This is a genomic window from Pseudomonas sp. FEN, from assembly GCF_904067045.1.
Taxonomy (GTDB): Bacteria; Pseudomonadota; Gammaproteobacteria; order Pseudomonadales; family Pseudomonadaceae; genus Aquipseudomonas.
Window position 1 is genome coordinate 989,747 of sequence record NZ_CAJFDC010000001.1, and the last position, 24,996, is coordinate 1,014,742.

22 protein-coding genes are annotated in these 24,996 nt (G+C 64.4%); 17 read left to right on the forward strand and 5 right to left on the reverse strand.

What is annotated here, in order from left to right; all coding sequences use genetic code 11:
• Window positions 1-7: 7 nt before the first annotated feature.
• The 3 genes from purD to PFEN_RS04625 all read left to right on the forward strand — a co-directional run bounded on the left by purD (window position 8) and on the right by PFEN_RS04625 (window position 4,889).
• Window positions 8-1,303, forward strand: coding sequence for a phosphoribosylamine--glycine ligase (gene purD / locus PFEN_RS04615; protein ID WP_191485839.1), 1,296 nt, complete (start codon window positions 8-10; stop codon window positions 1,301-1,303).
• Between the two features lie 99 nt (window positions 1,304-1,402).
• Complete coding sequence (locus PFEN_RS04620) at window positions 1,403-4,177, forward strand: hybrid sensor histidine kinase/response regulator (RefSeq protein ID WP_191485840.1); 2,775 nt, start codon at window positions 1,403-1,405, stop codon at window positions 4,175-4,177.
• Between the two features lie 115 nt (window positions 4,178-4,292).
• Window positions 4,293-4,889, forward strand: coding sequence for a MarC family protein (locus PFEN_RS04625; RefSeq protein ID WP_191485841.1), 597 nt, complete (start codon window positions 4,293-4,295; stop codon window positions 4,887-4,889).
• A 2-nt stretch (window positions 4,890-4,891) separates the two neighbouring features.
• Here PFEN_RS04625 and PFEN_RS04630 read toward each other — a convergent pair whose 3' ends face one another.
• The 5 genes from PFEN_RS04630 to cobG all read right to left on the reverse strand — a co-directional run bounded on the left by PFEN_RS04630 (window position 4,892) and on the right by cobG (window position 10,696).
• Complete coding sequence (locus PFEN_RS04630) at window positions 4,892-6,073, reverse strand: ATP-binding protein (RefSeq protein WP_191485842.1); 1,182 nt, start codon at window positions 6,071-6,073, stop codon at window positions 4,892-4,894.
• Window positions 6,074-6,194: 121 nt separating this feature from the next.
• Window positions 6,195-7,901 carry a precorrin-3B C(17)-methyltransferase gene (gene cobJ, locus PFEN_RS04635; protein ID WP_191485843.1) on the reverse strand — a complete coding sequence of 569 codons (1,707 nt, stop codon included), beginning with the start codon at window positions 7,899-7,901 and terminating at the stop codon, window positions 6,195-6,197.
• Window positions 7,898-8,629 (reverse strand): precorrin-2 C(20)-methyltransferase, encoded by a 732-nt coding sequence (locus PFEN_RS04640; protein ID WP_191485923.1) that lies wholly within the window; start codon window positions 8,627-8,629, stop codon window positions 7,898-7,900. Before PFEN_RS04640 ends, cobJ begins: the two co-directional genes overlap by 4 nt.
• Complete coding sequence (locus tag PFEN_RS04645; RefSeq protein ID WP_191485844.1) at window positions 8,629-9,255, reverse strand: precorrin-8X methylmutase; 627 nt, start codon at window positions 9,253-9,255, stop codon at window positions 8,629-8,631. The genes PFEN_RS04640 and PFEN_RS04645 overlap by 1 nt, the downstream gene beginning before the upstream one ends.
• Entirely contained in the window at window positions 9,248-10,696 is a 1,449-nt protein-coding gene (gene cobG, locus PFEN_RS04650; RefSeq protein ID WP_224770888.1) for a precorrin-3B synthase, read from the reverse strand. Before cobG ends, PFEN_RS04645 begins: the two co-directional genes overlap by 8 nt.
• A 140-nt stretch (window positions 10,697-10,836) precedes the next feature.
• Between cobG and cbiE the strand changes: the two genes are divergently transcribed.
• The 14 genes from cbiE (at window position 10,837) to urtA (ending at window position 24,766) form a co-directional block, all read left to right on the forward strand.
• Entirely contained in the window at window positions 10,837-12,039 is a 1,203-nt protein-coding gene (cbiE, locus tag PFEN_RS04655) for a precorrin-6y C5,15-methyltransferase (decarboxylating) subunit CbiE (RefSeq protein ID WP_191485846.1), read from the forward strand.
• A 139-nt stretch (window positions 12,040-12,178) separates the two neighbouring features.
• On the forward strand, window positions 12,179-13,276 hold the full coding sequence (locus PFEN_RS04660) for a cobalt-precorrin-5B (C(1))-methyltransferase (protein ID WP_191485847.1): 1,098 nt from the start codon (window positions 12,179-12,181) through the stop codon (window positions 13,274-13,276).
• A gap of 11 nt (window positions 13,277-13,287) precedes the next feature.
• Window positions 13,288-14,028, forward strand: coding sequence for a cobalt-precorrin-6A reductase (locus tag PFEN_RS04665; protein ID WP_191485848.1), 741 nt, complete (start codon window positions 13,288-13,290; stop codon window positions 14,026-14,028).
• A gap of 54 nt (window positions 14,029-14,082) precedes the next feature.
• Entirely contained in the window at window positions 14,083-14,418 is a 336-nt protein-coding gene (locus PFEN_RS04670) for a type II toxin-antitoxin system RelE/ParE family toxin (protein WP_191485849.1), read from the forward strand.
• A 6-nt stretch (window positions 14,419-14,424) separates the two neighbouring features.
• The gene (locus tag PFEN_RS04675; protein WP_191485850.1) at window positions 14,425-14,748 is read left to right on the forward strand and encodes a DNA-binding protein; all 324 of its coding nucleotides are present in this window, start codon (window positions 14,425-14,427) and stop codon (window positions 14,746-14,748) included.
• A 144-nt stretch (window positions 14,749-14,892) separates the two neighbouring features.
• On the forward strand, window positions 14,893-15,294 hold the full coding sequence (locus PFEN_RS04680) for a DUF2946 domain-containing protein (protein WP_191485851.1): 402 nt from the start codon (window positions 14,893-14,895) through the stop codon (window positions 15,292-15,294).
• Window positions 15,295-15,342: 48 nt separating this feature from the next.
• Window positions 15,343-15,831, forward strand: a complete 489-nt coding sequence (locus PFEN_RS04685; RefSeq protein ID WP_191485852.1) for a copper chaperone PCu(A)C — start codon at window positions 15,343-15,345, stop codon at window positions 15,829-15,831.
• Window positions 15,832-15,852: 21 nt separating this feature from the next.
• Window positions 15,853-16,290: a DUF2946 domain-containing protein gene (locus tag PFEN_RS04690; RefSeq protein ID WP_191485853.1), complete on the forward strand. Its 438-nt coding sequence runs from the start codon at window positions 15,853-15,855 to the stop codon at window positions 16,288-16,290.
• Window positions 16,291-16,384: 94 nt separating this feature from the next.
• Window positions 16,385-18,505, forward strand: coding sequence for a TonB-dependent copper receptor (locus PFEN_RS04695; protein ID WP_191485854.1), 2,121 nt, complete (start codon window positions 16,385-16,387; stop codon window positions 18,503-18,505).
• 310 nt (window positions 18,506-18,815) lie between these two features.
• Entirely contained in the window at window positions 18,816-20,198 is a 1,383-nt protein-coding gene (locus PFEN_RS04700; RefSeq protein WP_191485855.1) for a PepSY-associated TM helix domain-containing protein, read from the forward strand.
• Between the two features lie 216 nt (window positions 20,199-20,414).
• The gene (locus PFEN_RS04705; RefSeq protein WP_191485856.1) at window positions 20,415-21,203 is read left to right on the forward strand and encodes an ABC transporter ATP-binding protein; all 789 of its coding nucleotides are present in this window, start codon (window positions 20,415-20,417) and stop codon (window positions 21,201-21,203) included.
• Window positions 21,200-22,150 (forward strand): ABC transporter substrate-binding protein, encoded by a 951-nt coding sequence (locus tag PFEN_RS04710; RefSeq protein ID WP_191485857.1) that lies wholly within the window; start codon window positions 21,200-21,202, stop codon window positions 22,148-22,150. Before PFEN_RS04705 ends, PFEN_RS04710 begins: the two co-directional genes overlap by 4 nt.
• The gene (locus tag PFEN_RS04715) at window positions 22,147-23,157 is read left to right on the forward strand and encodes a FecCD family ABC transporter permease (RefSeq protein ID WP_191485858.1); all 1,011 of its coding nucleotides are present in this window, start codon (window positions 22,147-22,149) and stop codon (window positions 23,155-23,157) included. Before PFEN_RS04710 ends, PFEN_RS04715 begins: the two co-directional genes overlap by 4 nt.
• A 343-nt stretch (window positions 23,158-23,500) precedes the next feature.
• A complete protein-coding gene (urtA, locus tag PFEN_RS04720) occupies window positions 23,501-24,766 on the forward strand; it encodes an urea ABC transporter substrate-binding protein (RefSeq protein WP_191485859.1) in 1,266 nt (421 codons plus the stop codon).
• Window positions 24,767-24,996 lie beyond the last annotated feature (230 nt).

Below are 24,996 nucleotides of genomic sequence, written 5' to 3' on the forward strand. Positions count from 1 at the left end.
TTTTGAAATGAATGTTTTGATCATCGGCAGCGGTGGCCGTGAACACGCCCTGGCCTGGAAAGTGGCGCAGGACCCGCGGGTCAAGAAAGTTTTCGTGGCTCCGGGTAATGCCGGTACCGCCATCGAGGCCAAGTGCGAAAACGTCGCCATCGACGTTCTGGCCCTTGAGCAGTTGGCCGATTTCGCCGAGAAAAACGTGTCGCTGACCATCGTCGGCCCGGAAGTGCCGCTGGTCGCCGGCGTCGTCGACCTGTTCCGCGCCCGTGGCCTGGACTGCTTCGGGCCAACCGCCGGAGCGGCCCAGCTCGAAGGTTCCAAGGCCTTCACCAAGGACTTCCTGGCCCGCCACAAGATCCCGACCGCCGACTACCAGAATTTCACCGAGATCGAGCCGGCCCTGGCCTATCTGCGTGAAAAAGGCGCGCCGATCGTGATCAAGGCCGATGGCCTCGCCGCTGGCAAGGGCGTGATCGTCGCCATGACCCTGGGCGAAGCCGAAGACGCCGTGCGCGACATGCTCGCCGGCAATGCCTTCGGTGAAGCCGGTTCGCGGGTGGTCATCGAGGAATTCCTCGACGGCGAAGAAGCCAGCTTCATTGTCATGGTTGACGGCAAGAACGTCCTGCCCATGGCCACCAGCCAGGACCACAAGCGCGTCGGCGACGGCGACAGCGGCCCGAACACCGGCGGCATGGGCGCCTACTCGCCGGCACCGGTGGTCACCGCCGAGGTGCACCAGCGGGTCATGGACCAGGTCATCTGGCCCACCGTGCGCGGCATGGCCGAGGAAGGCAACGTCTACACCGGTTTCCTGTACGCTGGGCTGATGATCGACCAGGCCGGCAACCCGAAAGTCATCGAGTTCAACTGCCGCTTCGGCGACCCGGAAACCCAACCGGTGATGCTGCGCCTGCAATCGAGCCTGATCCTGCTGATCGAGGCCGCATTGGCCCAGGCCCTGGACAAGATCGAAGCCCAGTGGGACCCGCGTCCGAGCCTGGGCGTCGTCCTGGCCGCCGGCGGTTACCCCGGCGACTACGCCAAGGGCGCCGTGATCAGCGGCCTGGATGCTGCCGCTGGCCTGGAAGGCAAAGTCTTTCACGCCGGTACCGCATTGAAGGATGGCCAGGTAGTAACCTCCGGCGGCCGCGTGCTCTGCGCCACCGCCCTGGGCAACAGCGTCGAAGCCGCGCAGCAGCAAGCTTACAAGCTCGCAGCTAAGATTGATTGGGAAGGCTGCTTCTACCGTAGCGATATCGGCTACCGTGCAATTGCACGCGAACGCGCAGATTCAAAGGAATAAACTATCCGAAAGGATAGGCAAGGGCGTTCAGCCCTTGCCGAACTATTCCAGCCCTGCGCATAGTTATCACCAGGCATCAACCTACGAAGGGATTTCGCCGTGCGCTGGCTCAGGATCGCCATAGGTTTCACTGTCAGCTTGCTGACCCTGCTCTGCCTTGCTCCGGCCCAGGCCTCGCCAGGTATTGGCTGGGCGTCCTTGCTTGACGAACAGGCCGACCTGCAACTGAGCGATATCCGTTCTTCGCGCTACACCAACCAATTCAGTCCGGTTGAGCTTGAACGCCTGACCGCCGCCAGGCCCGAGGGAGCCTTGTGGCTACGCTTTCGCCTGCAACCGGGCACACACGAACAAGTGCTACGGATCTTCGCCCCCGACCTCGCGCGTCTGGATCTCTATACCCTCGACGGCGACAACCTGATCGCCCAGGTACACACCGGCAACAACCTGCCCCAGGCCGAGCGACCGCTGCCCAGCAGTGACTTCATGCTGCCGCTGGTACAAAGTCCGCGGCCGCTGGATGTCTACCTCAGGCTGGTGTCCAAGCACGAGCTGCGTCCGCATATCACCCTCGAGCCGGCCATTGCGGTCGCGGCCGACCAGAACCAGTCACTGCTCTACGGCCTGTTATTCGGCTGCCTGATGATGCTGATCCTGCACAACCTGATCCGCTTCGCCTATACCCGCTCGCGCAGCAGCCTGTGGCTGGCCTCCTGCGAGGGCTTCCTGCTGCTCAGCGCGCTGTTCCTGCTGAACCTGATCGGTCCCTGGCTGCCCGACTGGCATGGCGCGCAAACCCCCGCCGCCTATGTGGCGCTGCTGCTGACCGCGCCCTGTGGGTTGATGTTCACCTATTCGTTCTTTTCGCAATTGGGCCCGCACCCGCTGAACAAGCTGCTGCTGGGCGATATTCTGCTCATCAGCCTCGGCGGCCTGCTGCTGTTGTTCGTCGACACCCTGCCACTGAACATCATGACCTACGGTCTGGTCGGCCTGGCGAGCCTGAGCATCCTGCTGGTGGCCGCCTATCACTGGCAAAAGGGCTACCGCCCGGCACGCCTGTTCGTGGTGGCCATGGTGATCTTCAACATCGGCACGCTGGTCATCCTCCCGGCGCTGCTGGGGCTGACGCAGGTGGCGCCGCAAGGCCTGATCATCGCGTTGCTGATTTTTATCTGCGTCAGCGGCCTGTTGATGAGCGTGGCCCTGGGCGAGCGCCGCCGCAGCATTACCGAAGACCAGTTCAGCCTCAGCCGCGACCTGGCGGCCAGCAACGCGGAAATCGCCGCCAAGGCCGAGTTCCTGGCAAAGATCAGCCATGAGATCCGCACACCGATGAACGGCGTGCTGGGCATGACCGAACTGCTGCTCGGCACGCCGTTGTCGGTCAAGCAGCGCGACTATGTGCAGACCATCCACAGCGCCGGCAACGAGTTGCTGACCCTGATCAACGAGATCCTCGATATCTCCAAGCTGGAGTCCGGGCAGATCGAACTGGATGACGTGCAGTTCGACCTCAATGCCCTGATCGATGACTGCCTGAGTATTTTCCGCGCCCGGGCCGAGCAGCAGAATGTCGAGCTGATCAGTTTTATCCAGCCACAGGTGCCCCGCGTGATCAGCGGCGACCCGACGCGCTTGCGCCAGACCCTGCTCAGCCTGCTGGAACACGCCCTGAAGAAAACCGACGAAGGCGAGATCCTGATTGTCGTCGCCCTCGACGAACGCAGCGGCCAGCCACGCCTGCGCATCGCGGTCCAGGACAGCGGCGTGCCGATGGGCGACGAAGAGCGTGACGCCCTGCTCCACGCCGAGCTGCAGAGCAAGAACTTCCTCGCCGCGACCCGCCTGGGCGGCAACCTGGGGCTGGTGATCGCCCGCCAACTGGTGCAACTGATGCAAGGCGAGTTCGGCATCAAGAGCGGCACCCACCAGGGCAGTACCCTGTGGCTGACCCTGCCGCTGGATCCGTTGCTCCTGGAGAACCCGACTTCCGACCTCGACGGCCCGCTCAAGGGCGCTCGGGTACTGGTGGTCGATGACAACGACACCTGCCGCAAGGTGCTGGTGCAGCAATGCAGCGCCTGGGGCCTGAACGTCAGCGCGGTGCCGTCGGGCAAGGAGGCCCTGGCGCTGCTGCGCACCAAGGCACACCTGCGCGACTATTTCGACGCGGTGCTGCTGGACCAGAACATGCCCGGCATGACCGGCATGCAACTGGCGGCGAAGATCAAGGAAGACCCGAGCCTGAACCATGACATCCTGCTGATCATGCTCACCGGCATCAGCAACGCGCCGAGCAAGATCATCGCGCGCAATGCCGGGGTCAAGCGCATCCTCGCCAAGCCGGTGGCCGGCTACACCCTCAAGACCACCCTGGCGGACGAACTGGCCCAGCGCGACAAGGGCCCCGCGCCGACACCGATGACCAGTCCCGAGCAGGTGGAACCGATCTCGGTACCGAGCGACTTCCGGATCCTCGTGGCCGAAGACAACAGCATCTCCACCAAAGTGATTCGTGGCATGCTCGGCAAGCTCAACCTCAAGCCCGACACCGCCAGCAACGGCGAAGAAGCCCTGCGGGCGATGAAAGCCCAACGCTACGACCTGGTGCTGATGGACTGCGAGATGCCGATCCTCGACGGTTTTTCCGCCACCCAGCAACTGCGGGCCTGGGAGGTCGGCAACCAGCGCGTGCGCACCCCGGTAGTGGCTCTGACCGCACACATTCTCAGCGAACACAAGGAACGCGCGCGCCAGGCGGGCATGGACGGGCATATGGCCAAGCCGGTGGAGTTGTCGCAACTGCGTGAATTGGTCGAGCATTGGGTGGCCGAACGCGCGAATCAGCAGGCCCAGGTACCGACCTCCTGACGGCCGGGCCCAGCTCGATCCGTAACAATCGGTGCGCTCCATTCCCCGACAGAGCCGACAGCCCGCGCAACGCCTGATAGACTGCCGGCGCCCTCCTCCGCCGCGAGCCCAGACCATGCTCCACGTGTTATTCAGCGTTTACCTGAAGATGCTCGTGCTCTATAGCCCGTTCTTCGTCCTATCCTGCTTCATCAGCCTGACCCGGGGTTATTCCAGCAAGGAACGGCGACGCCTGGCCTGGAAAGTCGCGCTGGCGACGCTGGTGTCCAGCGTGCTCCTGTATCTGTTCGGGCGGGTGATCTTCAGTGTGTTCGGCATCACCGTGGATGCCTTCCGCATCGGTGCCGGCAGCGTGCTGTTCATTTCGGCGCTGGGCATGGCCCAGGGCAAATCGGCGGTGCAGACCGACAACATGCAGCAGGACGTGACCATCGTGCCGCTGACCATCCCCCTGACCGTTGGTCCCGGCACCATCGGTGCGCTGCTGGTGATGGGGGTCAGCCAACCGCACTGGGACGACAAGCTCTCGGCCATCGTCAGTATTGCCCTGGCGAGCCTGACCGTCGGCGTGGTGCTGTACCTGTCCAACCGGATCGAACGTATCCTCGGCGACCAGGGCTTGCAGATCGTCAGCCGCCTGATGGGGCTGTTCGTCTGCGCCCTGGCGGCGCAGATCATCTTTACCGGGGTACGCGGGTATCTGGTGCCTTGAAATCAGGACTCGGAGCGGTCGCTCTTGAGTCCCTGAAGCAACCCTTCGCTTTCCAGCGCGGCGACGACGCTTTGCTCCTCGACGGCGTAGACCCCCCGTGCCGCCCGCCATACCAGCTTCTTATCCTGCAATGCCACAAGCGCCTGTTGCACCCCAGGGATATCGGCTTTCGCCACATCGGGAGCAATGCCGGCAGCCCGCAGTGCTACAGCGTAAAGCAGCATGGTCTGGCTCTCGAAAGGGGCGTAGGCCGCTCCCGCAGCGGCCATCACCCGCAGCACCGCGGATTGAATAGGGGTGAGGCTGTGCACCACACGCATCAACTCCTGGTTCATGCCCCGCGCTTGAATGAGCACTTCCTCGGCAAAGCGCGCAGGCCCATTCTCATCGGTCAGGTCGAACTCGTACTGTAAAACTCCCGCCGCCGCCGCGAGCACCTCGGGACGGCTTGAGGCCTGCCGGAACAATTCGAGAACCGACTTGGGCTCCAGCGAGAAGGGCAAAGCCACATTGGCACAGAACCACTCAATGTAATCGGCGCCCAATGGCGGGAACTTGATCAGCGGCGCGCCGAAGAATGCCTGGTCCTTGCTGTTGCGCAGCATCGCCAACTTGTCACTGTTGGACCCGGTACAGACCACGCGCAAACCAAAGTGCCGGCTGCTGTTGAGCTCGTCGCGGGCGGCCTTGAGGGCAAACATCGTCGCCACTCCCGCCTCGCTGGTGATCGCGTGCTGAGCCTCATCGATGATCAGCACAATCATCTTGCGCGTCTCATCCGAGAGTGCCGCCAATGCGGCGCTCAAGGAAATATCCTTGCCCAGGCCGATACGATCAAGATCGAACGACAGCCCGCCAACCTTGAGCTTGTCCATTCCGGCGCCCTTGGCCAGGCGCTGGATAACCCCTTCGTTTTTTGCCAGTTCGCTACGAATGGCACTCAGGATGACGGTCCCCGGATCGGCCGACATGTTTTCCCAGAGGTCGGCGTACACCACCAGGGTCCCAGCCGCCTCAAGCGCCGGGCGCAAGTCTTCACGCATGAAGGTGGACTTGCCGGTTCGACGCGGTGCCGCGAAAAACAGGCCGGAGCTGGCAGCACTGCCGATAGCCGTGCTCAGGATATTTTTGGTGTACGCCTGGGCCTGGCTTGCACGATGGAAAAACGGTTGGTGGGAGGGCATGGCAGGCTCCTTTATAGTCAATTATAGATAATTATAGATGATTATAGAGAAGCCGTTTCATAGCCAATTACAGACGATTATAGAGAATTATAGATGCCGCTCTTTCTGAGGCCGCAGCTTCTCAAGACCGGGGCTTTTCACCATACCAGCGCGGGGTGTACACCCACTCGCCGCCCTCGGCGCGGGGGAAGACGCAGGTGGTGGACGAGCCGATGATAACCATCGTGCGCATATCCACCTGGTCCGGCGTCAATTCACCCAGGCTGGTCACCCGCAAGGTCTGTCCCGGCCGGCCGATATCCCGCCCCAGCACCACTGGCGTCTGCGCCGCGCGGTGCGCGGCGACGATTTCCAGGGCCCGGCCCAATTGCCAGGGTCGGGAACGCGAAATCGGGTTGTAGAAGGCCAGGGCGAGGTCGGCCTCGGCGGCCAGGTCGAGACGCTTCTCGATGATGGCCCAGGGCTTGAGGTTGTCCGAGAGCGACATCACGCAGAAATCATGTCCCAACGGCGCACCGGCCTGGGCCGCCGTCGCCAGCGAGGCGGAGACCCCCGGCAGGATCTCCAGGTCGACGCTGTGCCAGCGTGGGTCGGCGGACTCGTGCAGGGCTTCGAGCACCGCTGCCGCCATGGCGAATACACCCGGGTCGCCGGACGACACCACCACCACCGAACGGCCCTCGGCCGCCAACTCAAAGGCGTGTCGGGCGCGCTGCATCTCTTCGCGGTTATCGGTGCAGTGCAGCACCTGATCGGCGCGGAACGGCCCGGCCATGCGTACATAGGTTTCGTAACCCAGTACATCGTTGGCCTTCGCCAGTTCGGCCTTCACCGCCGGCACCATCAGTTCGGCGGCCCCCGGGCCGAGGCCGATCACCGCCAGGCGACCGCGTGGACGACCGATCCGCTCCGGCTCCAACGGCTGGCCGGCGACCGCGATCGCCAAGTCCGCGCCGACGCAGATCGCTGGCAACAACTGCGGTATTGCCTGTTGCGCCATTTCAGCGACAGAACCGCTCGAGGCGACAAAGCGCAACGGCACACCCAGCTCGACCGCCGCCGCGCGCAACGCGGAACTGGCCATCTCGCTGTCCGCCGCCAACAGGCAGGCCAGCGACTGCCGGGCGATATTCGCCCCGTGCAAGGCTTGGCGCACGGCACTGGCCAGCTCCGGCACCTGGGCCGCGACCGCCACCAGCACACTGCGCGGATAAATCAGCAATTCGTTGGCGGCCGGCGCGCGCTCGGCGCTGCCGACATGAATCGACAAGCGTGCCTGGCGATCCTCCGGCAAGTGCGCCTGCGCCAGCCAGGGCGCCGCCCCTTCGATACGCACGCTTTCGCCGGCCAGCAGGTCGGAGACAAAGCGTTTACCCAGTTCCAGATCGCCCAGGGCATAACCACTCGGCGGGTTCAGCAGGCAGGTGCCGAAACGCAGCTCACCACTGGTGGTGATGGCCGCCGCCACACCGAGGCCGGCGGCCATTTCCCGGGCCATGACATTCACCCCGCCGAGTCCCCCGAGCAGCGGCACCACGGCGCTGCCATCCTCGGCCACCGCCAGCACCGGCGGCTCGGCGCCTTTTTCCAGCAACACCGGGGCCAGCGTGCGGATCACAATACCGGCGGCGCACAGGGCAATGATGGGGGTGTCCTGCTGATAGAGCTGGCGCAGCGTCGCGCCAAATTCGTGGTACAGCCGATCGGCGCCGTCGACGCGCTCCGCCAGCCCGTAGACCAGCGCATCCGGGTAAATCCGTTGCAGCCGACGGGCCGTCGCCAGGCTGCCATTGCCGAGGATGACAATGGCCGGTTGCGCGCGACTCATCCCTGCCACCGTTCGCCGGGCACAATGATCAGCGAGAAGTACGGCGAGGACATCGGCTCGACCTCATTGAGCGGCACGATCTTCTGATTGGCCATGGTCGCCCGCTCCACATACAGGGCACGGCCAGCCAGGCCCAACTCTTCCAGCACCTGGCGAACCTTGTGGAAATTGCGTCCCAGTTTCATGATCACCGCCGCGTCGGCATCGGCCAGGCGGCGCTTGAGTTCGTCATGCGCCAACACGCCGGACAACACCGACAGGCTCTGGTTGCGGTACACCAGCGGGACCCCGAGCACCGCGGCGCCGCCGAGCATCGAGCAGACCCCGGGAATCACCTGGGCCTCATAGCGCTCGGCCAGACGGTCGTGCAGGTACATATAGGAACCGTAGAAGAACGGGTCGCCCTCGCAGATCACCGCCACGTCGCGGCCGGCATCCAGGTGCGCGGCCACGGCCAGGCTGGCCTCGTCGTAGAAATCGCTGATCACCTGCTCATAGGACAAGGGCGCGGGCAGCGCCTCGGTGGTCACCGGATAGACCAGCGGCAACAGGGTCTGGGCCTCCTGCAAGTGCGCCTCGATAATGCCGAACGCATTGCCTTTCTTGCCCTTGGCGACGAAGTACGCCACCACCGGCGACTCGCGCAGCAGGCGCAGGGCCTTTAGCGTAATCAGTTCCGGGTCACCGGGACCCACGCCGAGGCCGATCAGACGTCCAGGCTGCTGCATCATTCAACCTCCGTAGCGAGGGCATTCACCGCGGCGGCGGCCATGGCGCTGCCACCCAAGCGCCCCTGCATGATCACGAACGGCACGCCACGGCTATCGGCCGCGAGCATCGCCTTGGACTCGGCGGCACCGACGAAGCCCACCGGAAAGCCGAGGATCAGCGCCGGTTTCGGCGCGCCGGCATCGAGCATTTCCAACAGGTAGAACAGCGCCGTCGGCGCGTTGCCGATCACCACCACGCTGCCTTCCAGGTGGGGCCGCCACAGTTCCAGCGCCGCCGCCGAACGGGTATTGCCCAGGGCCTCGGCCAACTCGGGCACGCGCTCGTCGCGCAAGGTACAGATCACCGGGTTGCCGGCTGGCAGGCGCGCACGGGTCACGCCCTCGCTGACCATCCGCGCGTCGCAGAGAATCGCCGCGCCGGCCGCCAGGGCTTCGCGCCCGGCCTTGCCGGCACCGGGGGAAAATTGCAGGCCGTCGATGGCATCGACCATGCCGCAGGCGTGGATCACCCGCACGGCGAGCTTCTCCAGATCCGCCGGAATACGCGCCAGGTTGGCTTCCGCGCGAATGATCGCGAAGGAGTTGCGATAGATCTCCTGACCGTCGCGGATGTAATCAATCATCGGTGTTGCTCCGTGAGCGGGCTTCCAGCAGAACGCCCGCCGCATCAATAGTAAGGTCGCGCGCCTGCAGCCGGCCGAAACCCGGTTGGGCCGCATCGCGAAAATAGAGGTCGTAATGGCCGGGCGAAACCGCCAGCAAGGTCGCCGGCGCCACATGGGCCGCCGCGCAGGAGCGCGCGCAGCCGGACAGGTGCACGCCCTGGGGCTGGTCCCGCAGGCGCAGCGCCAGCGTCCGGGCATCGCCCTTGGTGTCGGCCAGGCCCTTGCCACAGCCAACCGAACCGGTACAGGCGATCAGTTGTACCAGGGCGTCGCTGGCGTCGCCTGACAGGCCGAGGCGTTGCAACCGCGCGCTAACGATTGCCGCGTCTTCGACACGAATATTGGGCAGCAACAGGCTCTGCCAGGGCGTCAGGCGCAGGCTGCCATCACCGAACTCATTCGCCAGCCGGGCCACGCCATCGAGCATCGAGGCGTCGAGCCGGCCCAGGGGGGGCACCGCGCCAATGTACACAAACCCCGGCTGACGCTGTGGATAAGTGCCGATATGCAGTAGACCGGGGGCCGCGGATCGCTGCCAGGACGGGACCGCCACGGGTTCAAAGCCAAGGCGTTGGGTCAGTTGCGCGAGGAATTCCGCGGGCGAGACTGCGGCCAGCAGATGGCTCATGCGCGTCTGTTCGGGGCGAGCCAGATCGAGAAACAGCTCCAGCACCGCCACCACCAGCCCATGCCCTTCGGCCAGGGGCACGGCGGCCAACGGCGGGTCGTTGGCCGGACAACCGGCCAGGCCGAACGCCAGGTACGGCAGGTCGTCCAGCAGCAGCGCCGACAACCACAGGTCATGGGGATGCTCCAGCATCGCCAGGGCCTCGCCGCCATCCAGTTGCACCGCGAACTTGGCCGACAATTCATGAAAGCGCTGGTGGCCCTGCAACGTCAGCAGGATCCGCGAGGCCAACGGACGCGTGTCGATCAGCATCCGCGAATCAATGCCCGCGCTCGGACTGAGCATCAGGTTGCGTACATCATCTGCGCCACTGGCCTGCGCCAGCCTGGTCGGCAAGGACTTGTCCGCGAAGCTTCTATCGACCTTGAGGTCCTCTTCGCGGGCAATCGGGCCTCGACCGGCGGCTCCTGCAGGCAAAGGTGTATCTGCGGTTTCGGTAGTGGGGCCCAGGCCGGCAACCAGCAACGTCTCGATCAAGGCCGAATGCTGCTTGCCGATACCGCGAATCTGCAGGTTGGCCCGATTGGTCGCTTCGATCACCCCACCGGCATAGCGCTCGGCGGCACGGGCCACCGCCTGGGCCTGGGCGCTGTCGATGACCCCGCCGGCCAGCTTGATCCGGCAGATACCACCGTCCAGCGCCGGGACGATACGCAGTAACCCCGGGCAGGCCGAAGGGCGGATGGCAATGGTGGGCAGGCGTTCGTTCAAGGGGGTGACCGGCTGTGAAGGAAAAAGGCATTGACGACTATCGAAAGGCATTTCGCCCTCGAAGGCGCGGTATTATGCCTGCTTTGTCCGATGGCATGAAAAGCCTGCCCGTCGGAACCGCTGAGTTTTGAGGATTTCAGATGGCGTCTTGGCTGACAATAGTGGGAATCGGTGAAGACGGCTTCAGTGGCCTCGGTCAACAGGCCCGGGAAGCACTGTTGGCGGCTTCACGAGTATTCGGCGGCCAGCGGCAGCTCGACCTGCTGCCGGACGCGGTCCACGCCGAGCGCCTGGCCTGGCCGAGTCCGTTTTCCCTGGAGCCGCTGCTGGCCCTGCGCGGCGAACCGACCTGCGTGCTGGCCAGCGGCGATCCAATGCTGTTCGGCGTGGGCGCCAGCCTGGCGCGCCGGGTCGCCGCCGAGGACATGCGGGTGCTGCCCGCGCCCTCCTCCTGTTCGCTGGCCGCCGCCCGCCTGGGTTGGGCCTTGCAGGATGTGGTGACGCTCTCGCTGGTCGCCCGCCCGCTGGCGAGCCTCAATGCCCATCTGCACAGCGGCGTGCGCCTGCTGGTGCTGAGCAATGACGGCCTGAGTCCCGCCGCCATTGCCGCGCTGCTGCGCGAACGGGGGTTCGGCCCGAGCCGGATCAGCGTGCTGGAACATCTCGGTGGCCCGGCGGAACGGCGGATCGCTGGGCTGGCCGAGGACTGGAACGATCCAGTCGTGGCCGATCTGAACCTGGTTGCCATCGAATGCCTGGCCGCCCTCGGCACGCCACGTCTGTCACGCATCGGCGGGCTGCCGGACGCGGCCTTCGAGCATGACGGCCAACTGACCAAGCGCGATGTCCGCGCCATCACCCTCGCCCGCCTCGCCCCGATGCCCGGTGAGTTGTTGTGGGATGTCGGGGCCGGCAGCGGCTCCATTGGCATCGAATGGATGCGCGCCCACTCCAGTTGCCGGGCCATTGCCATCGAGGCCGATACCGGCCGCCAACAATTGATCGAACGCAACCGTGAGCGCCTCGGTGTGCCGGGCCTGCAACTGATTCGCGGTAGCGCGCCCGAGGTCCTGGAGGGGCTGGAGCCAGCGGATGCGATCTTTATCGGCGGTGGCGTTACCCGTCCCGGAGTGCTGGACAGTTGCTGGGCGCGGCTCAAGCCGGGAGGACGGTTGGTGGCGAATGCCGTGACCTTGCAAAGTGAACTGCTGCTGATGAACTGGCGCCAGGCCCACGGCGGCGAACTGACGCGCATTCATATCGCCCAGGCCCAACCGCTGGGGGATTTCGACACCTGGCGCCAGGCCTTGCCGATCACCCTGCTCGAGGTGCTCAAACCGTGAGTTCCGCAGGCCCTGTAGGAGCAGCCGGTCGACGCTCGATTGCTCGCGATGGAAGTCCGGGCAGCGCTGGGCATCAGGTTTCCCGCGTTATCGTTGACGCCCATCGCGAGCCAGCTCGCTCCTACAGAGGGCAAGCGTGATGCGTGAGGAGACCGCCGAACAACCCGCGCCCCTGCGCAGCGGCCTGACCACCGGCAGTTGTGCCACCGCCACCGCCCTGGCGGCGGCGCGCCTGCTACTGAGTGACATCAGCTGCGACGCCGTACAAATCACCCTGCCCAAGGGCAAGCGCGTGGACCTGCGCCTGGAGTTCTGTCGCCGCCATGACGATGCGGCCGAGGCCGGCACCATCAAGGATGCCGGCGACGACCCGGATGTCACCCACGGCGCCCTGCTGTACACACAGGTGCGGCTGATCGCCGAACCCGGCGTGCAGTTTCATGCTGGACGCGGTGTCGGCACCGTCACCCGCCCCGGCCTGGTCCTGGCCGTCGGCGAACCGGCGATCAACCCGGTGCCACGCCAGATGATCAGCGACCATCTGCTGCAACTGGCCGCCGAGCACGGTTATACCGGCGGCTTCTCGGTCACCGTCAATGTCCGCGACGGCGAGACCCTGGCCCTGAAGACCATGAACCCGCGCCTGGGTATTCTCGGCGGGCTGTCGATCCTCGGCACCAGCGGCATCGTCCGGCCGTTTTCCTGCGCGGCCTATATCGCCTCGATCCACCAGGGCATCGACGTCGCCAAGACCAACGGCTACCTGCACATCGCCGCCTGCACCGGCAACGCCAGCGAAGACACCATGCGCCGGGTCTACCACCTGCCGGAAATCGCCCTGATCGAAATGGGCGATTTCGTCGGCGCCGTGCTCAAGCACCTGCGCAAGGTGCCGGTGGACAAACTGAGCCTGTGTGGTGGCTTCGGCAAGATCAGCAAGCTGGCGGCCGGGCACATGGACCTGCACAGTCGACATTCGAGCATCGACCTGCCGCAACTGGCCGCCTGGGCGGCCGAGGTCGGCGCCGACCAGGCCTTGCAGGATGCGATTGTCCAGGCCAATACCAGCCAGCAGGCGCTGGCCATGGCCAGCGCGGCGGGTATCGCCCTCGGCGATGCGGTCTGCCAGCACGCCCGCGACTTCGCCCGTGGCGTGGTCCCCGCGCAGGTGCGGGTGGAAGTCTTCGCCATCGACCGCCAGGGCGGCATCGTCGGCCATGCCGAAGCGCTGCCATGAGGAGTCCCGATATGAAGAACCCAACCAGCAAGCGCCTGTTGCTGCTCGGCGGCGTCACCGAAGCACTGGCGATTGCCCGGACCTTGGGCCCCGCGGATATCTACAGCCTGGCGGGTATCGGGCGGGTGCCGACGGACTTGCAGTGCCAGGTCCGGGTCGGCGGTTACGGCGGCGCCGAAGGCCTGGCGCGGTTCATTGAGGAGCAAGGCATCGACCTGCTGCTGGACGCCACCCATCCCTACGCCGCGCAAATCAGCCACAACGCCGCTACCGCCGCGCACTTGAGCGGCATTCCTTGTTGGGCGCTACGACGCCCGGCCTGGGTCGCGGAGCCCGGCGACGACTGGCGCGAAGTCGCCGATTGGGCCGCGCTGGTCGAAGCCCTCAAGCCCTTCCAACACCCACTTTTCACTCTGGGCCGCGAGCCTCTGCAACATCTGGAAGAAATTCCCGCCGGGCAGTTCTGGACCCTGCGCGCCCTCGATGAGTATCCCGGCAACGCTCGTTGCGCAGTGATTGGCGCCCGTGGACCGTTCCTGCTGGAAGATGAGCGCGCCTTGTTCGAGCGCCGCGCCATCGACGTGCTGATCAGCAAGAACAGCGGCAGCAGCGCCACCGAACCCAAGCTGCAGGTGGCCCGGGAACTCGGGGTACCGGTGCTGCTTCTCCAGCGCCCGGCATTGCCGGCGGTGGACCGGGAGTTCCAGACGCTCACTGAAACACTTGCCGCGTTGGCAAGCCTGGGCGAATAGATCACGATCATCAGCTTGCCAATATAGTAACCTTTAGGTTACCTTTAGAGCGCAATGATCGAGGTCGAAGAATATATCGGGGACAACCAGGCCAACTCATTCGAAAACTGGTTCGCGTCGTTGGACGTGCAGGCCGCCACGAAGATATCCACCGCAATCCTTCGCATGCAGATGGGCAACACCGCCAACATCAAGTGGTTCGACGGCCTGGGCGAGTACCGCATCGATTGGGGCCCGGGCTACCGAATCTATCTGATACAGGAAGGCAAACGGTTGATCATCCCGTTTGGCGGGGGTTACAAATCCAGTCAGAAAAACGACATCAAGCAAGCCAAAACGCTCATTGCCGAATACCAGCGCCGTAAAAAAGCCGCATCGAAAACGAGGTAACACTGAATGGCCCTTACTCGCAGCTTCAAACAGACCATCGCCGAACGGGCACAGCGCGACCCTGCGTTCGCCCAGGCACTGCTGGATGAAGCCGCCACCCTGTTTCTCAATGGCGAACCCGAGATTGCACGGGTGATCCTGCGCGATCTGGTCAACGCTACCGTTGGCTTCGAGGGCCTCGCCAAGGAAACCGACAAACCGAGCAAAAGCCTGCACCGCATGCTCTCGGCCAAGGGCAATCCGAGCATGGACAACCTGGCCGCTATCTTTAGCGTGATTCGCGCCACGCTGGGCGTGAAGATCGAGGTCCACGCCATTCCGGCCATGTGACGGCATGCTGCTACGCTTCTGTACAACGACCAGCAGATAGACCCTACACTCGCTTGCGACCTTTCACCGCAGTTCGTACTTTTACTTATGAAGGGCGTTCAGGCTAAATACCCACCTGTTTGAAACGCTTACGGAAATCCTTCCATGCCTCGACAACGGCTAGCATTTGCCTGGATCGCCTGCTTCGCAGTGCTGTTCAATCTGCTCGCCATGCCAATGTCCGGGGCCATGGCGCAAGCGTCGCGGGACTCGCTCCCGGAGCAATTGCTCTGGGGCAGTTTCTGCTCGGCCGGTGGCACCCGGATGGTGGCCATCGACCTCGGCAAGCTGGAACAGAAAGCCCCACGGAACGACGACCACTCCACCATGCAACACTGCTGGTGCTGTGCCGCCTTCGCGCCGCTGCTGGCGTTACCCGGCCATGTACCGCGGTTGCCGGTGGCGCGGGTCGAAACCGCTCCGGCGCGCCTCGCCACGGACATCGCCGCCCCCACACCACGCCAGCAATGGCCTTCGCTCAATCCCAGGGCCTCTCCACTGAGCTGATTCACGCCTGCTGTTTGTGTGCGTCATGAATCGTTATGGAGAACCACCATGCTCAAGAATGCCCTGATGCTGGCCGCCCTGCTGCTGCCCGCCTGCTTTGCCAATGCCCATGAGTTCAAGGTCGGCGACTTGCAGATCAACCACCCCTGGTCCCAGGAACTGCCGCCCAACGCCCCGACGGTGGCGGCCTATTTCGTGATCCACAACCCGGGCAGCACGGCCGATCGCCTGACCGCTGTTGACAGCCCCATCGCCGGCAAGGCCGAGCTGCATGAACACGTGAGGCAGCTCGACCTGATGAAAATGCAGCAGGTCGCCAGTGTCGATATCCCCGCCAAGGGCGACGTGACATTCGCGCCCATGGCCTATCACGTGATGCTGCTGGACCTCAAGGATCGCAGCCTGTTGCAGGACGGCAAGCACTTCCCGCTGACCCTGCACTTTGCCAAGGCTGGCGACGTGACCGTCGAGGTGTCGGTGCAGAAACAGCCACCTGCCGGCAGCCATGACATGAGTCATATGGACCACATGCAGTAATCGACGACGTCGCTGAACGCCATGCGTAGCTCACGCCTCAGGTCGCCCCGCTGCCGCGCACAAGTACGCGGCAGCTGGTTGAGCCTGTTCGCCATGCTGATGATCTTTATCGGACCGCTGATTTCCCAGGCGATGCCGATGGATCACCGCATGCCCATGTCAATGGGCATGGACATGGACATGGACATGGACATGTCGATGGCGATGCCCGGGCATGTGGGCATGGAACAAAGCGCCGACGAGCATCACCCCCCCAGCGCCGAGCACCCTGCACTGTGGGAAAAATGTGGCTATTGCACGCTGCTGTTCAGTTGCCCGGCCCTGCCGCAGAGCCTGAGCTTCGCCGCCCTTGACGGCCCCCGCCCGGCAGCCGTCATCGTCCCCCAGACCCGCCTGGGCCACGCCCGGGAAACCACCTTCCCCGGAGCCCGCACCCGCGCTCCACCCGTGTTCCAGTAAGCAACCACAGACTTTCTTAGCCGACCCGCCTGAACTGTAAAACACAGTAGCAGGGCGGCGGCCGTGTTGTATTCGCTTGAATAACGGAACGCTTATGTCCACTGCAAACACTCGCCCGCGCGCTGCCCGGGCGTCCTCCCCGTTCGCCCTGAACGAGGCCCGCGCACGTCTGCGCCAGAGCACCGCGCTGATGTGCGGCGCCTTGCTCGCGCCCGCGGCCTTCGCCACCGACTCGGCGCAGGAGCCCACCCGGGAAATCGCCCCGACGGTGATTACCGCCATTGCCCCGAGCTCGCCGCTGACGGTGATCACCGACCCCAAGGACCCGCGCCAGCCGGTCCCGGCCAGTGACGGCGGCGATTACCTCAAGACCATCCCCGGCTTTGCCCTGGTACGCAACGGCGGCACCAACGGCGACCCGGTGCTGCGCGGCATGTTCGGCTCGCGCTTGAACATCCTCACCAACGGCGGCCAGATGCTCGGCGCCTGCCCGGGCCGGATGGACGCGCCGACCTCATACCTATCCCCGGAAACCTACGACAAGCTGACCGTGATCAAAGGCCCGCAGACCGTACTCTGGGGACCAGGGGCCTCGGCCGGGACCATCCTCTTCGACCGCGAGCCGGAGCACTTCGGTGAACTGGGTACGCGGGTCAACGCCAGTCTGCTGGCCGGTTCCAACGGGCGTTTCGACAAGGTCGTCGATGCCGCCGCCGGCGGCCCGCTGGGTTATGTCCGGGTGATCGGCAACCAGGCCCGCGCCGACGACTACAAGGACGGTAACGGCGACAGCGTGCCCTCGCGCTACGACAAGTGGAACGGTGACGTGGCGCTGGGCTGGACCCCGGACGCCGATACCCTGCTGGAACTGACCGCCGGCAAGGGCGACGGTGAGGCGCGCTATGCCGGGCGCGGCATGGACGGCGCGCAGTTCAAGCGTGAAAGCCTCGGCCTGCGCTTTGAAAAAGCCAACATCGGCGAGGTGCTCGACAAGCTTGAGGCCCAGGTCTACTACAACTATGCCGATCACGTGATGGACAACTACAGCCTGCGCCAGCCTTCCGGCACCGGGATGATGGCCGGCCCCATGGCTTCGAATGTCGACCGTCGCACCCTCGGCGCCCGGCTCAAGGCCACCTGGCGCTGGGCCGACTGGCAACTGATCGGCGGCCTCGACGCGCAGACCGACGAGCACCGCCAACGCAGCAGCGCGGGCATCGACACCTACCAGGACCTGCCGCGCAACAAGGACGCCGAGTTCCACAACTACGGTCTCTTCGGCGAACTGACCTGGTATGCCGCCGAGCGCGATCGCCTGATCAGTGGCGCCCGACTGGACCGCGCCTCGGCCAAGGACCTGCGCCAGCGCATCGGCTCCGGGATGAGCGCCCAGCCCAATCCGACCGCCCACCAGACCCGTTCCGATAGCCTGCCCAGCGGCTTCGTGCGCTACGAGCATGACTTGGCCGGCAGTCCGGCTACGCTGTACGCCGGCCTGGGTCATGCCGAACGCTTCCCGGACTACTGGGAACTGTTCTCCCCCGACAAAGGCCCGAGCGGCTCGCTCAATGCCTTCGATGCCATCAAGCCGGAGAAGACCACCCAGCTGGATGTCGGCCTGCAATACAAGACCGAGGACCTGGAGGCCTGGGTCTCGGGTTATGCCGGCCAGGTGCGCGACTTCATCCTGTTCAACTACCAGACGGGGATGATGGGCACGACCTCCCAGGCACGTAATGTCGACGCGCGGATCATGGGCGGCGAACTCGGCGCGGCCTACCGGCTGACCTCCAACTGGAAAGCCGATGCCAGCCTGGCCTACGCCTGGGGCCAGAACACCAGCGACGGCAAGGCGCTGCCGCAGATGCCACCACTGGACACTCGCCTGGGCCTGACCTACAGCCAGGACAACTGGAGTGCCGGCGGCCTCTGGCGGGTGGTCGCGCGGCAAAACCGTATCGATCAGAACGAAGGCAACGTGGTGGGCAAGGACTTCTCCAGAAGTGCCGGCTTCGGGGTGTTCTCCCTCAATGGCGCCTATCGGATCAACCAGCACGTCAAGCTCAGCAGTGGCATCGACAACCTGTTCGACAAAGCCTACGCCGAGCACCTGAACCTGGCCGGCAACGCCGGGTTCGGCTACCCGGCCAATGACCCACGGGCCATCAACGAACCGGGGCGCACGTTCTGGACCAAGGTCGACATGAGTTTCTAAGCGTAATGGTGGCGAACGGACTTGTCGGGACGCCGTTCAGTTAAGGCAATTTGAAGTCGAACGCGGACTTGTGGCGAGCGGGCTTGCCCGCGCTGGGCGGCGAAGCGGCCCTAAAACCCGCGAATCCGCTGCATCAGTCAGATCGAGGTGGCCGGTTTTGCGACTGCTGCGCAGCCGAGCGCGGGCAAGCCCGCCCACCACAAATCTCGGCCAGACTTAAGACCATTTTTAACTGAACAGCATTACGACAAGCCCGCTCGCCGCACTGTCACCGTATATCCAATGACCCATACCTTGCGGAGCGCTCCCGATGAGCCAACCTAAAATTTCCTTCTACAACCTGGCCTGGCGCTGGCATTTCTATGCCGGGCTGTTCGTCGCGCCGTTCATGGTCCTGCTGGCCCTGACCGGGATCATCTACCTGTTCAAACCACAACTCGACCCGCTGCTGTACAGCGACCTGATGACAGTCCGGGTCGGTCATCACAGCCTCAATGCCGACGACCAGATGCGCCGCATCGAGATGGCTTATCCACAAGTACGGATCAAGCAGTACCTGCCACCGCTCAACGCCGAACGCAGCGCGCAGTTCGTGCTGGTCCGCGACGGGCGCGAGCTCAACGTGTTCCTCGACCCCTATCGCGGCAACATCCTCGGCGAGCAGGATGCCAAGCTCAACCTGCAAGCCGTCGCCCGCGCCCTGCACGGCGAACTGATGATCGGCACGCTGGGTGACCGCCTGGTGGAACTGGCCGCCGGCTGGGGCGTGATGCTGGTGGTGTCCGGCCTCTACCTCTGGTGGCCGCGGGGTCGCTCCACGGCCGGTGTGCTCTGGCCACGCCTGGGCAAGCGCGGACGGATCGTCTGGCGCGACCTGCATGCCGTCAGCGGCTTCTGGGGGGCCGGACTGCTGTTGTTCATGCTGCTCAGCGGCATGGCCTGGACCGGTCTCTGGGGCAAACAGTACGCCGAGGTCTGGAACCAGTTTCCCGACGCCATGTGGAACAACATGCCCAAGTCCGACCTCGAGGCCCGCAGCCTCAACGACGCGACACGCCAGACCGTGCCCTGGGCCCTGGAGAATACGCCGCTGCCAGTGTCCGGCGACCATGCCGGGCACATGAAGCACGACGCTGCCTCGAATGGCCCGGCGGCACCCGGCATCAGCCTGCAACAGGTAGTAGACATTGCCACCACGCGGCAGGTCGAACCCGGCTATAGCATCACCCTGCCGACGACCGCCGAAGGCGTGTTCACCATCGCAGTGTTCGCCGACGACCCGCGCAACGACGCCACCTTGCATGTCGACCAGTACAGCGGCACGGTCCTGGCTGACGTGCGCTGGCAGCAATACGGCAATGTCGCCCGGGCCACCGAGATGGGCGTGATGCTGCATGAAGGCAAGCTGTTCGGGCCGATCAACCAGTTGGTCATGCTGCTGGTGTGCCTGATGATCCTGCTGAGCGCCGTCAGCGGCGTGGTGATGTGGTGGAAGCGTCGTCCGCAAGGCGGCCTCGGTGTGCCGCCACTGCGCCACGACCTGCCCCGCTGGAAAACCGCCCTGATGATCATGCTCGCCCTGGCGATCCTGTTCCCTCTGGTCGGCGTTTCGCTGATCGTCGTCTGGCTGCTGGACTGGGCGCTGCTGTCACGTCTCAAGGGCAAAGCTGAATCGGCTTCATCTGCAACCTGAAGGGCTAGAGAGGCATCTCACTGAGAAATCGCTAGACTTTTAATGCAAATCTGTTGCAATTACGATTAGTTATAATATAACAGTACGCACCGCGAACTCGTGGGAGCCCGGCTTGCCGACGATGGAGACCGGAAGGTCGATGCAAGGCTTGCCGACGTTATCGCCAGCAAGCTGGCTCCTACAAGGGGGCGTATATTTTCCGATAATGAGTAACGAATGACCTCGCTGACCCTCACCCACCTGGCCTGGACACCCCCGGGGCATGGTCACCGCCATCAGCCGTTCCAGCTGCGTGACGCCAACCTGCGGGTGGCCGCCGGCGAGTTCGTCGGCCTGATCGGCCCCAACGGCAGTGGCAAGACCAGTCTGCTGCGTTGCGCCTACCGCTTCAGCCAGCCGGAATCGGGCACGGTCCTGCTCGGCCAGCAGGACGTCTGGAAACAATCGCCGCGCTGGGGCGCCCAGCGCATCGCCGTGGTGCTCCAGGAGTTCCCCGATGCCTTTGGCCTGACCGTCGAGGAAGTGGTCGCCATGGGGCGTACCCCGCACAAGAAACTCTTCGAGGGCGACACCGAGGTCGACCACCGACTGATCCACCAGGCCCTCGAATCGGTAGACATGCTGGGTTTCGAAGACCACGCCTTCGCCACCCTTTCCGGCGGTGAAAAACAGCGGGTGATCCTCGCCCGCGCCCTGGCCCAGCAACCGCAACTGCTGATCCTCGACGAACCGACCAACCACCTTGACCCACGCTTCCAGCTGGAACTGTTGCGCCTGGTCAGACAGTTGAAGGTCGGCACTTTGGCCAGCATCCACGACCTCAACCTGGCAGCGGCGTTCTGCGACCGCTTGTATGTGCTCCACCACGGTCGCATCGTCGCCAGTGGCCCCCCCGCCGCAGTCCTCACCGTCGAACTGCTGCGCGAGGTCTTCGGCGTCGAAGCCCTGATCGATACCCACCCCCTTTCCGGCTACCCGCGAATCACCTGGATAACCCAACCATGAAGCCACCGCACCTGGCGCTTTGCCTCGGTTCACTGTTCACGTCCATGACCGCCCTGGCCGACTCGACGCATTACCCGTTGACGGTCCAGAGCTGCAACCGCGAGGTAACCTTCAAGGAGGCCCCCAGGCACGCGGTCAGCCATGACATCAACATGACCCAGATGATGCTCGCCCTCGGCCTCAAGCCACGCATGGCCGGCTACAGCGGAATCAGCGGCTGGAAAGCGGTCACCCCGGAAATGGCCAGGATCCTCGATGGCCTGCCGGAACTGGCGGCCAAGTACCCGTCGCTGGAAACCCTGCTCAATGCCAACGTCGACTTCTTCTTCGCCGGCTGGGACTACGGCATGAACGTCGGCGGCGCCGTCACCCCGGCGACGCTGACGCCCCTGGGCATCAACGTCTACGAGTTGACCGAGTCCTGCGCCTTCGTGATGAAGCGCCGGAGCGCGAGCCTCGACGACACCTACAACGACCTGCGCAACCTGGGCCGGATCTTCGATGTGCAAGACCGCGCCAATGCCCTGATCGGCGAGATGCAGGCGCGGCTGGCCGCTGTGCGCAAGAGCCTGCCGCCCGAGCGTCCACGGGTGTTCCTCTATGACAGCGGCGAAGACCGCGCCATGACCTCCGGCCGCCTGGCCATGCCCCAGGCGCTGATCGAAGCCGCGGGCGGACGCAACGTATTGGATAACGTCGACGCCAGCTGGACCCGGGTGAACTGGGAAAGCGTCGTGGAGAAGAATCCCCAGGTGATCGTCATCGTCGATTACGGCGAAATCACCGCCGAACAGAAACAGCACTTCCTGGAGAACAACCCGGCGTTGCAGTCGGTCGAGGCGATCCGCAACAAGCGCTTCGTGGTCATTCCGTATGTCGAGGCGACACCGGGCATCGATAACGTCAAGGCCATCGAAACCCTCGCCAAGGCCTTCCACCCGCAATGATGAGCCGTCGCTACGCCTTGTTGCTCTGCGCCCTCGGCGTCCTGTTGCTGCTGTCCTGCGTCCTGTCCCTGGGCTTTGGCCCGGCACGGGTACCAGTGGAGGCGGTGTGGCGGATTCTTTCGTACAAGATGCTGGGCCAGGGCGAAGTGAGCTGGAGCCCCGGGCAGGAGCACATCGTCTGGCTGATCCGGGTACCGCGCATGCTCCTCGGGGCGCTGGTGGGGGCCGGACTGGCGTTGATCGGCGCGGTGTTGCAGGCGGTCACCCGCAATCCCCTGGCCGACCCGCACCTGCTCGGCGTGACCTCGGGGGCGACCCTCGGCGCGGTGATCGTGGTGCTGCACCTGGGTGAAATCGCCGGCCTGCTGACCTTGCCCATCGCCGCCTTTATCGGCGCCCTGGGCAGCATGCTGGTGGTACTGGCCATTGCCAGCCGCAACGGTCGGCTGGACAGTGACCGGCTGCTGCTGTGCGGGGTCGCGGTGTCCTTCGTGATGATGGCGCTGGCCAACCTGCTGCTGTTCCTTGGCGACCATCGGGCCAGCTCCGCGGTGTTGTTCTGGATGCTCGGCGGCCTCGGCCTGGCACGCTGGGAACTGCTGCCGATACCGGCGGCGAGCGTGCTGCTGGGGCTGGTGCTGCTGGTGGGCATGGCGCGACCATTGAACGCCCTGATGGCGGGCGAGCAGACCGCCGTGACCCTCGGCCTGAGCGCGCGCAACGTGCGCCTGAAGGTGTTCCTGATCGCCTCGCTGATGACCGGCGTGCTGGTGTCCATCAGCGGTTCCATCGGTTTCGTCGGCCTGATGGTGCCGCATATCGCCCGCTACCTGGTGGGCGCGGAACACCGGCGCCTGCTACCGGTGTCGGCCTTGTTGGGCAGCCTGTTCCTGGTCTGGGTCGATGTCGCGGCGCGCACCCTGATCGCGCCCGAAGACTTGCCGATCGGGGTAGCTACGGCGGCCATTGGCGGGTTGTTTTTCATCGGGTTGATGCGCCGCCGCTGAAGTATTGGAGCGGTGCTTGTGTGGGAGCGGAGCTTTTAGCGTTCTCACGACCCTCTTCGCGGGCAAGCTCCGCTCCCACAGTGTTAGTGTCGATCCATTGTTTTGTGAACGACTCGGAATCCGTGGGAGCAGAACTGCTCGCGAAGACGGTACAGCACCAATCCGGCGCTCCCCGCGCACCGCAACGCCCCTGTCGCCCCCGCTTGGTGCGACTGTTCAGACCAGCACCGTTCAAACACGACTATTTCCTGCCTTTCCCCGACTAGGCACACCCTTTGCAAAAGCCCCTTCAGCGTCTGCATCTGCCAACCCAAAAAAATTTGAGAATCTGGAGATCGCACCAATGAAGCGTCGTAGTCTGATCAAGGCTTTCACATTGACGGCATCCATTGCCGCCATGGGCATGACCTGGACCGTCCAGGCTGCCGAGACCATCAAGGTCGGCATCCTGCATTCGCTGTCCGGCACCATGGCAATCTCCGAAACCTCGCTCAAAGACATGGCGCTGATGACCATCGAGGAAATCAACGCCAAGGGCGGGGTCAACGGCAAGATGCTCGAACCGGTGGTGGTCGACCCGGCTTCCAACTGGCCGTTGTTCGCCGAAAAAAGCCGTCAGTTGCTGACCCAGGACAAGGTTGCCGTGGTGTTCGGTTGCTGGACTTCGGTGTCGCGCAAATCGGTGCTGCCGGTGTTCGAGGAACTCAACGGTCTGCTGTTCTACCCGGTGCAGTACGAAGGCGAAGAAATGTCGCCGAACGTGTTCTACACCGGCGCGGCGCCGAACCAGCAGGCGATCCCGGCGGTGGAATACCTGATGAGCGAAGACGGTGGCGGCGCCAAGCGCTTCTTCCTGCTCGGCACCGACTACGTCTACCCGCGCACCACCAACAAGATCCTGCGTTCGTTCCTGCACTCCAAAGGGGTCGCGGACAAGGATATCGAAGAGGTCTACACCCCGTTCGGCCACGCCGATTACCAGACCATCGTCGCCAACATCAAGAAGTTCTCCGCCGGTGGCAAGACCGCGGTCATCTCCACCGTCAACGGCGACTCCAATGTGCCGTTCTACAAGGAACTGGCGAACCAGGGCCTGAAAGCCACCGACGTACCGGTGGTGGCGTTCTCCGTGGGCGAGGAAGAGCTGCGCGGTATCGACACCAAGCCGCTGGTGGGCAACCTGGCGGCCTGGAACTACTTCGAGTCGGTGGATAACCCGGTGAACAAGAAATTCGTCGCCGACTGGAAGGCCTACGCCAAGAAGAAAAACCTGCCGGGGACCGACAAGGCCGTGACCAATGACCCGATGGAAGCCACCTACGTCGGCATCCACATGTGGGCCCAGGCGGCGGAGAAGGCCAAGTCCACCGATGTCGACAAGGTCCGCGAGGCGCTGGCCGGGCAGACCTTCGCCGCGCCGTCGGGCTTCACCCTGACCATGGACAAGACCAACCATCACCTGCACAAGCCGGTGATGATCGGCGAGATCCAGCCGGACGGGCAGTTCAACGTGGTCTGGCAAACCGAGGGGCCGATCCGTGCCCAGCCTTGGAGCCCGTTCATCCCGGGAAATGACAAGAAGCCGGATTATGCGGTGAAGAGCAACTGAGTGAGAGGTGGCCTGCCGAAAGCGGGCCGGCTACCGCCCATCTGTGGCCCCCAAATCCCTGTGGCGAGGGGGCTTGCCCCCGCTGGGGCGCGAAGCGGCCCTAGAACCGGAGAACCCGGTGTATCAGATAAGCCGAGATGTCCGGTTTTACGCCTGCTACGCAGTCGAGCGCGAGCAAGCTCGCTCGCCACAAATGCCCGCTCACCACAGGAACTGCGAGCACCTCCAGT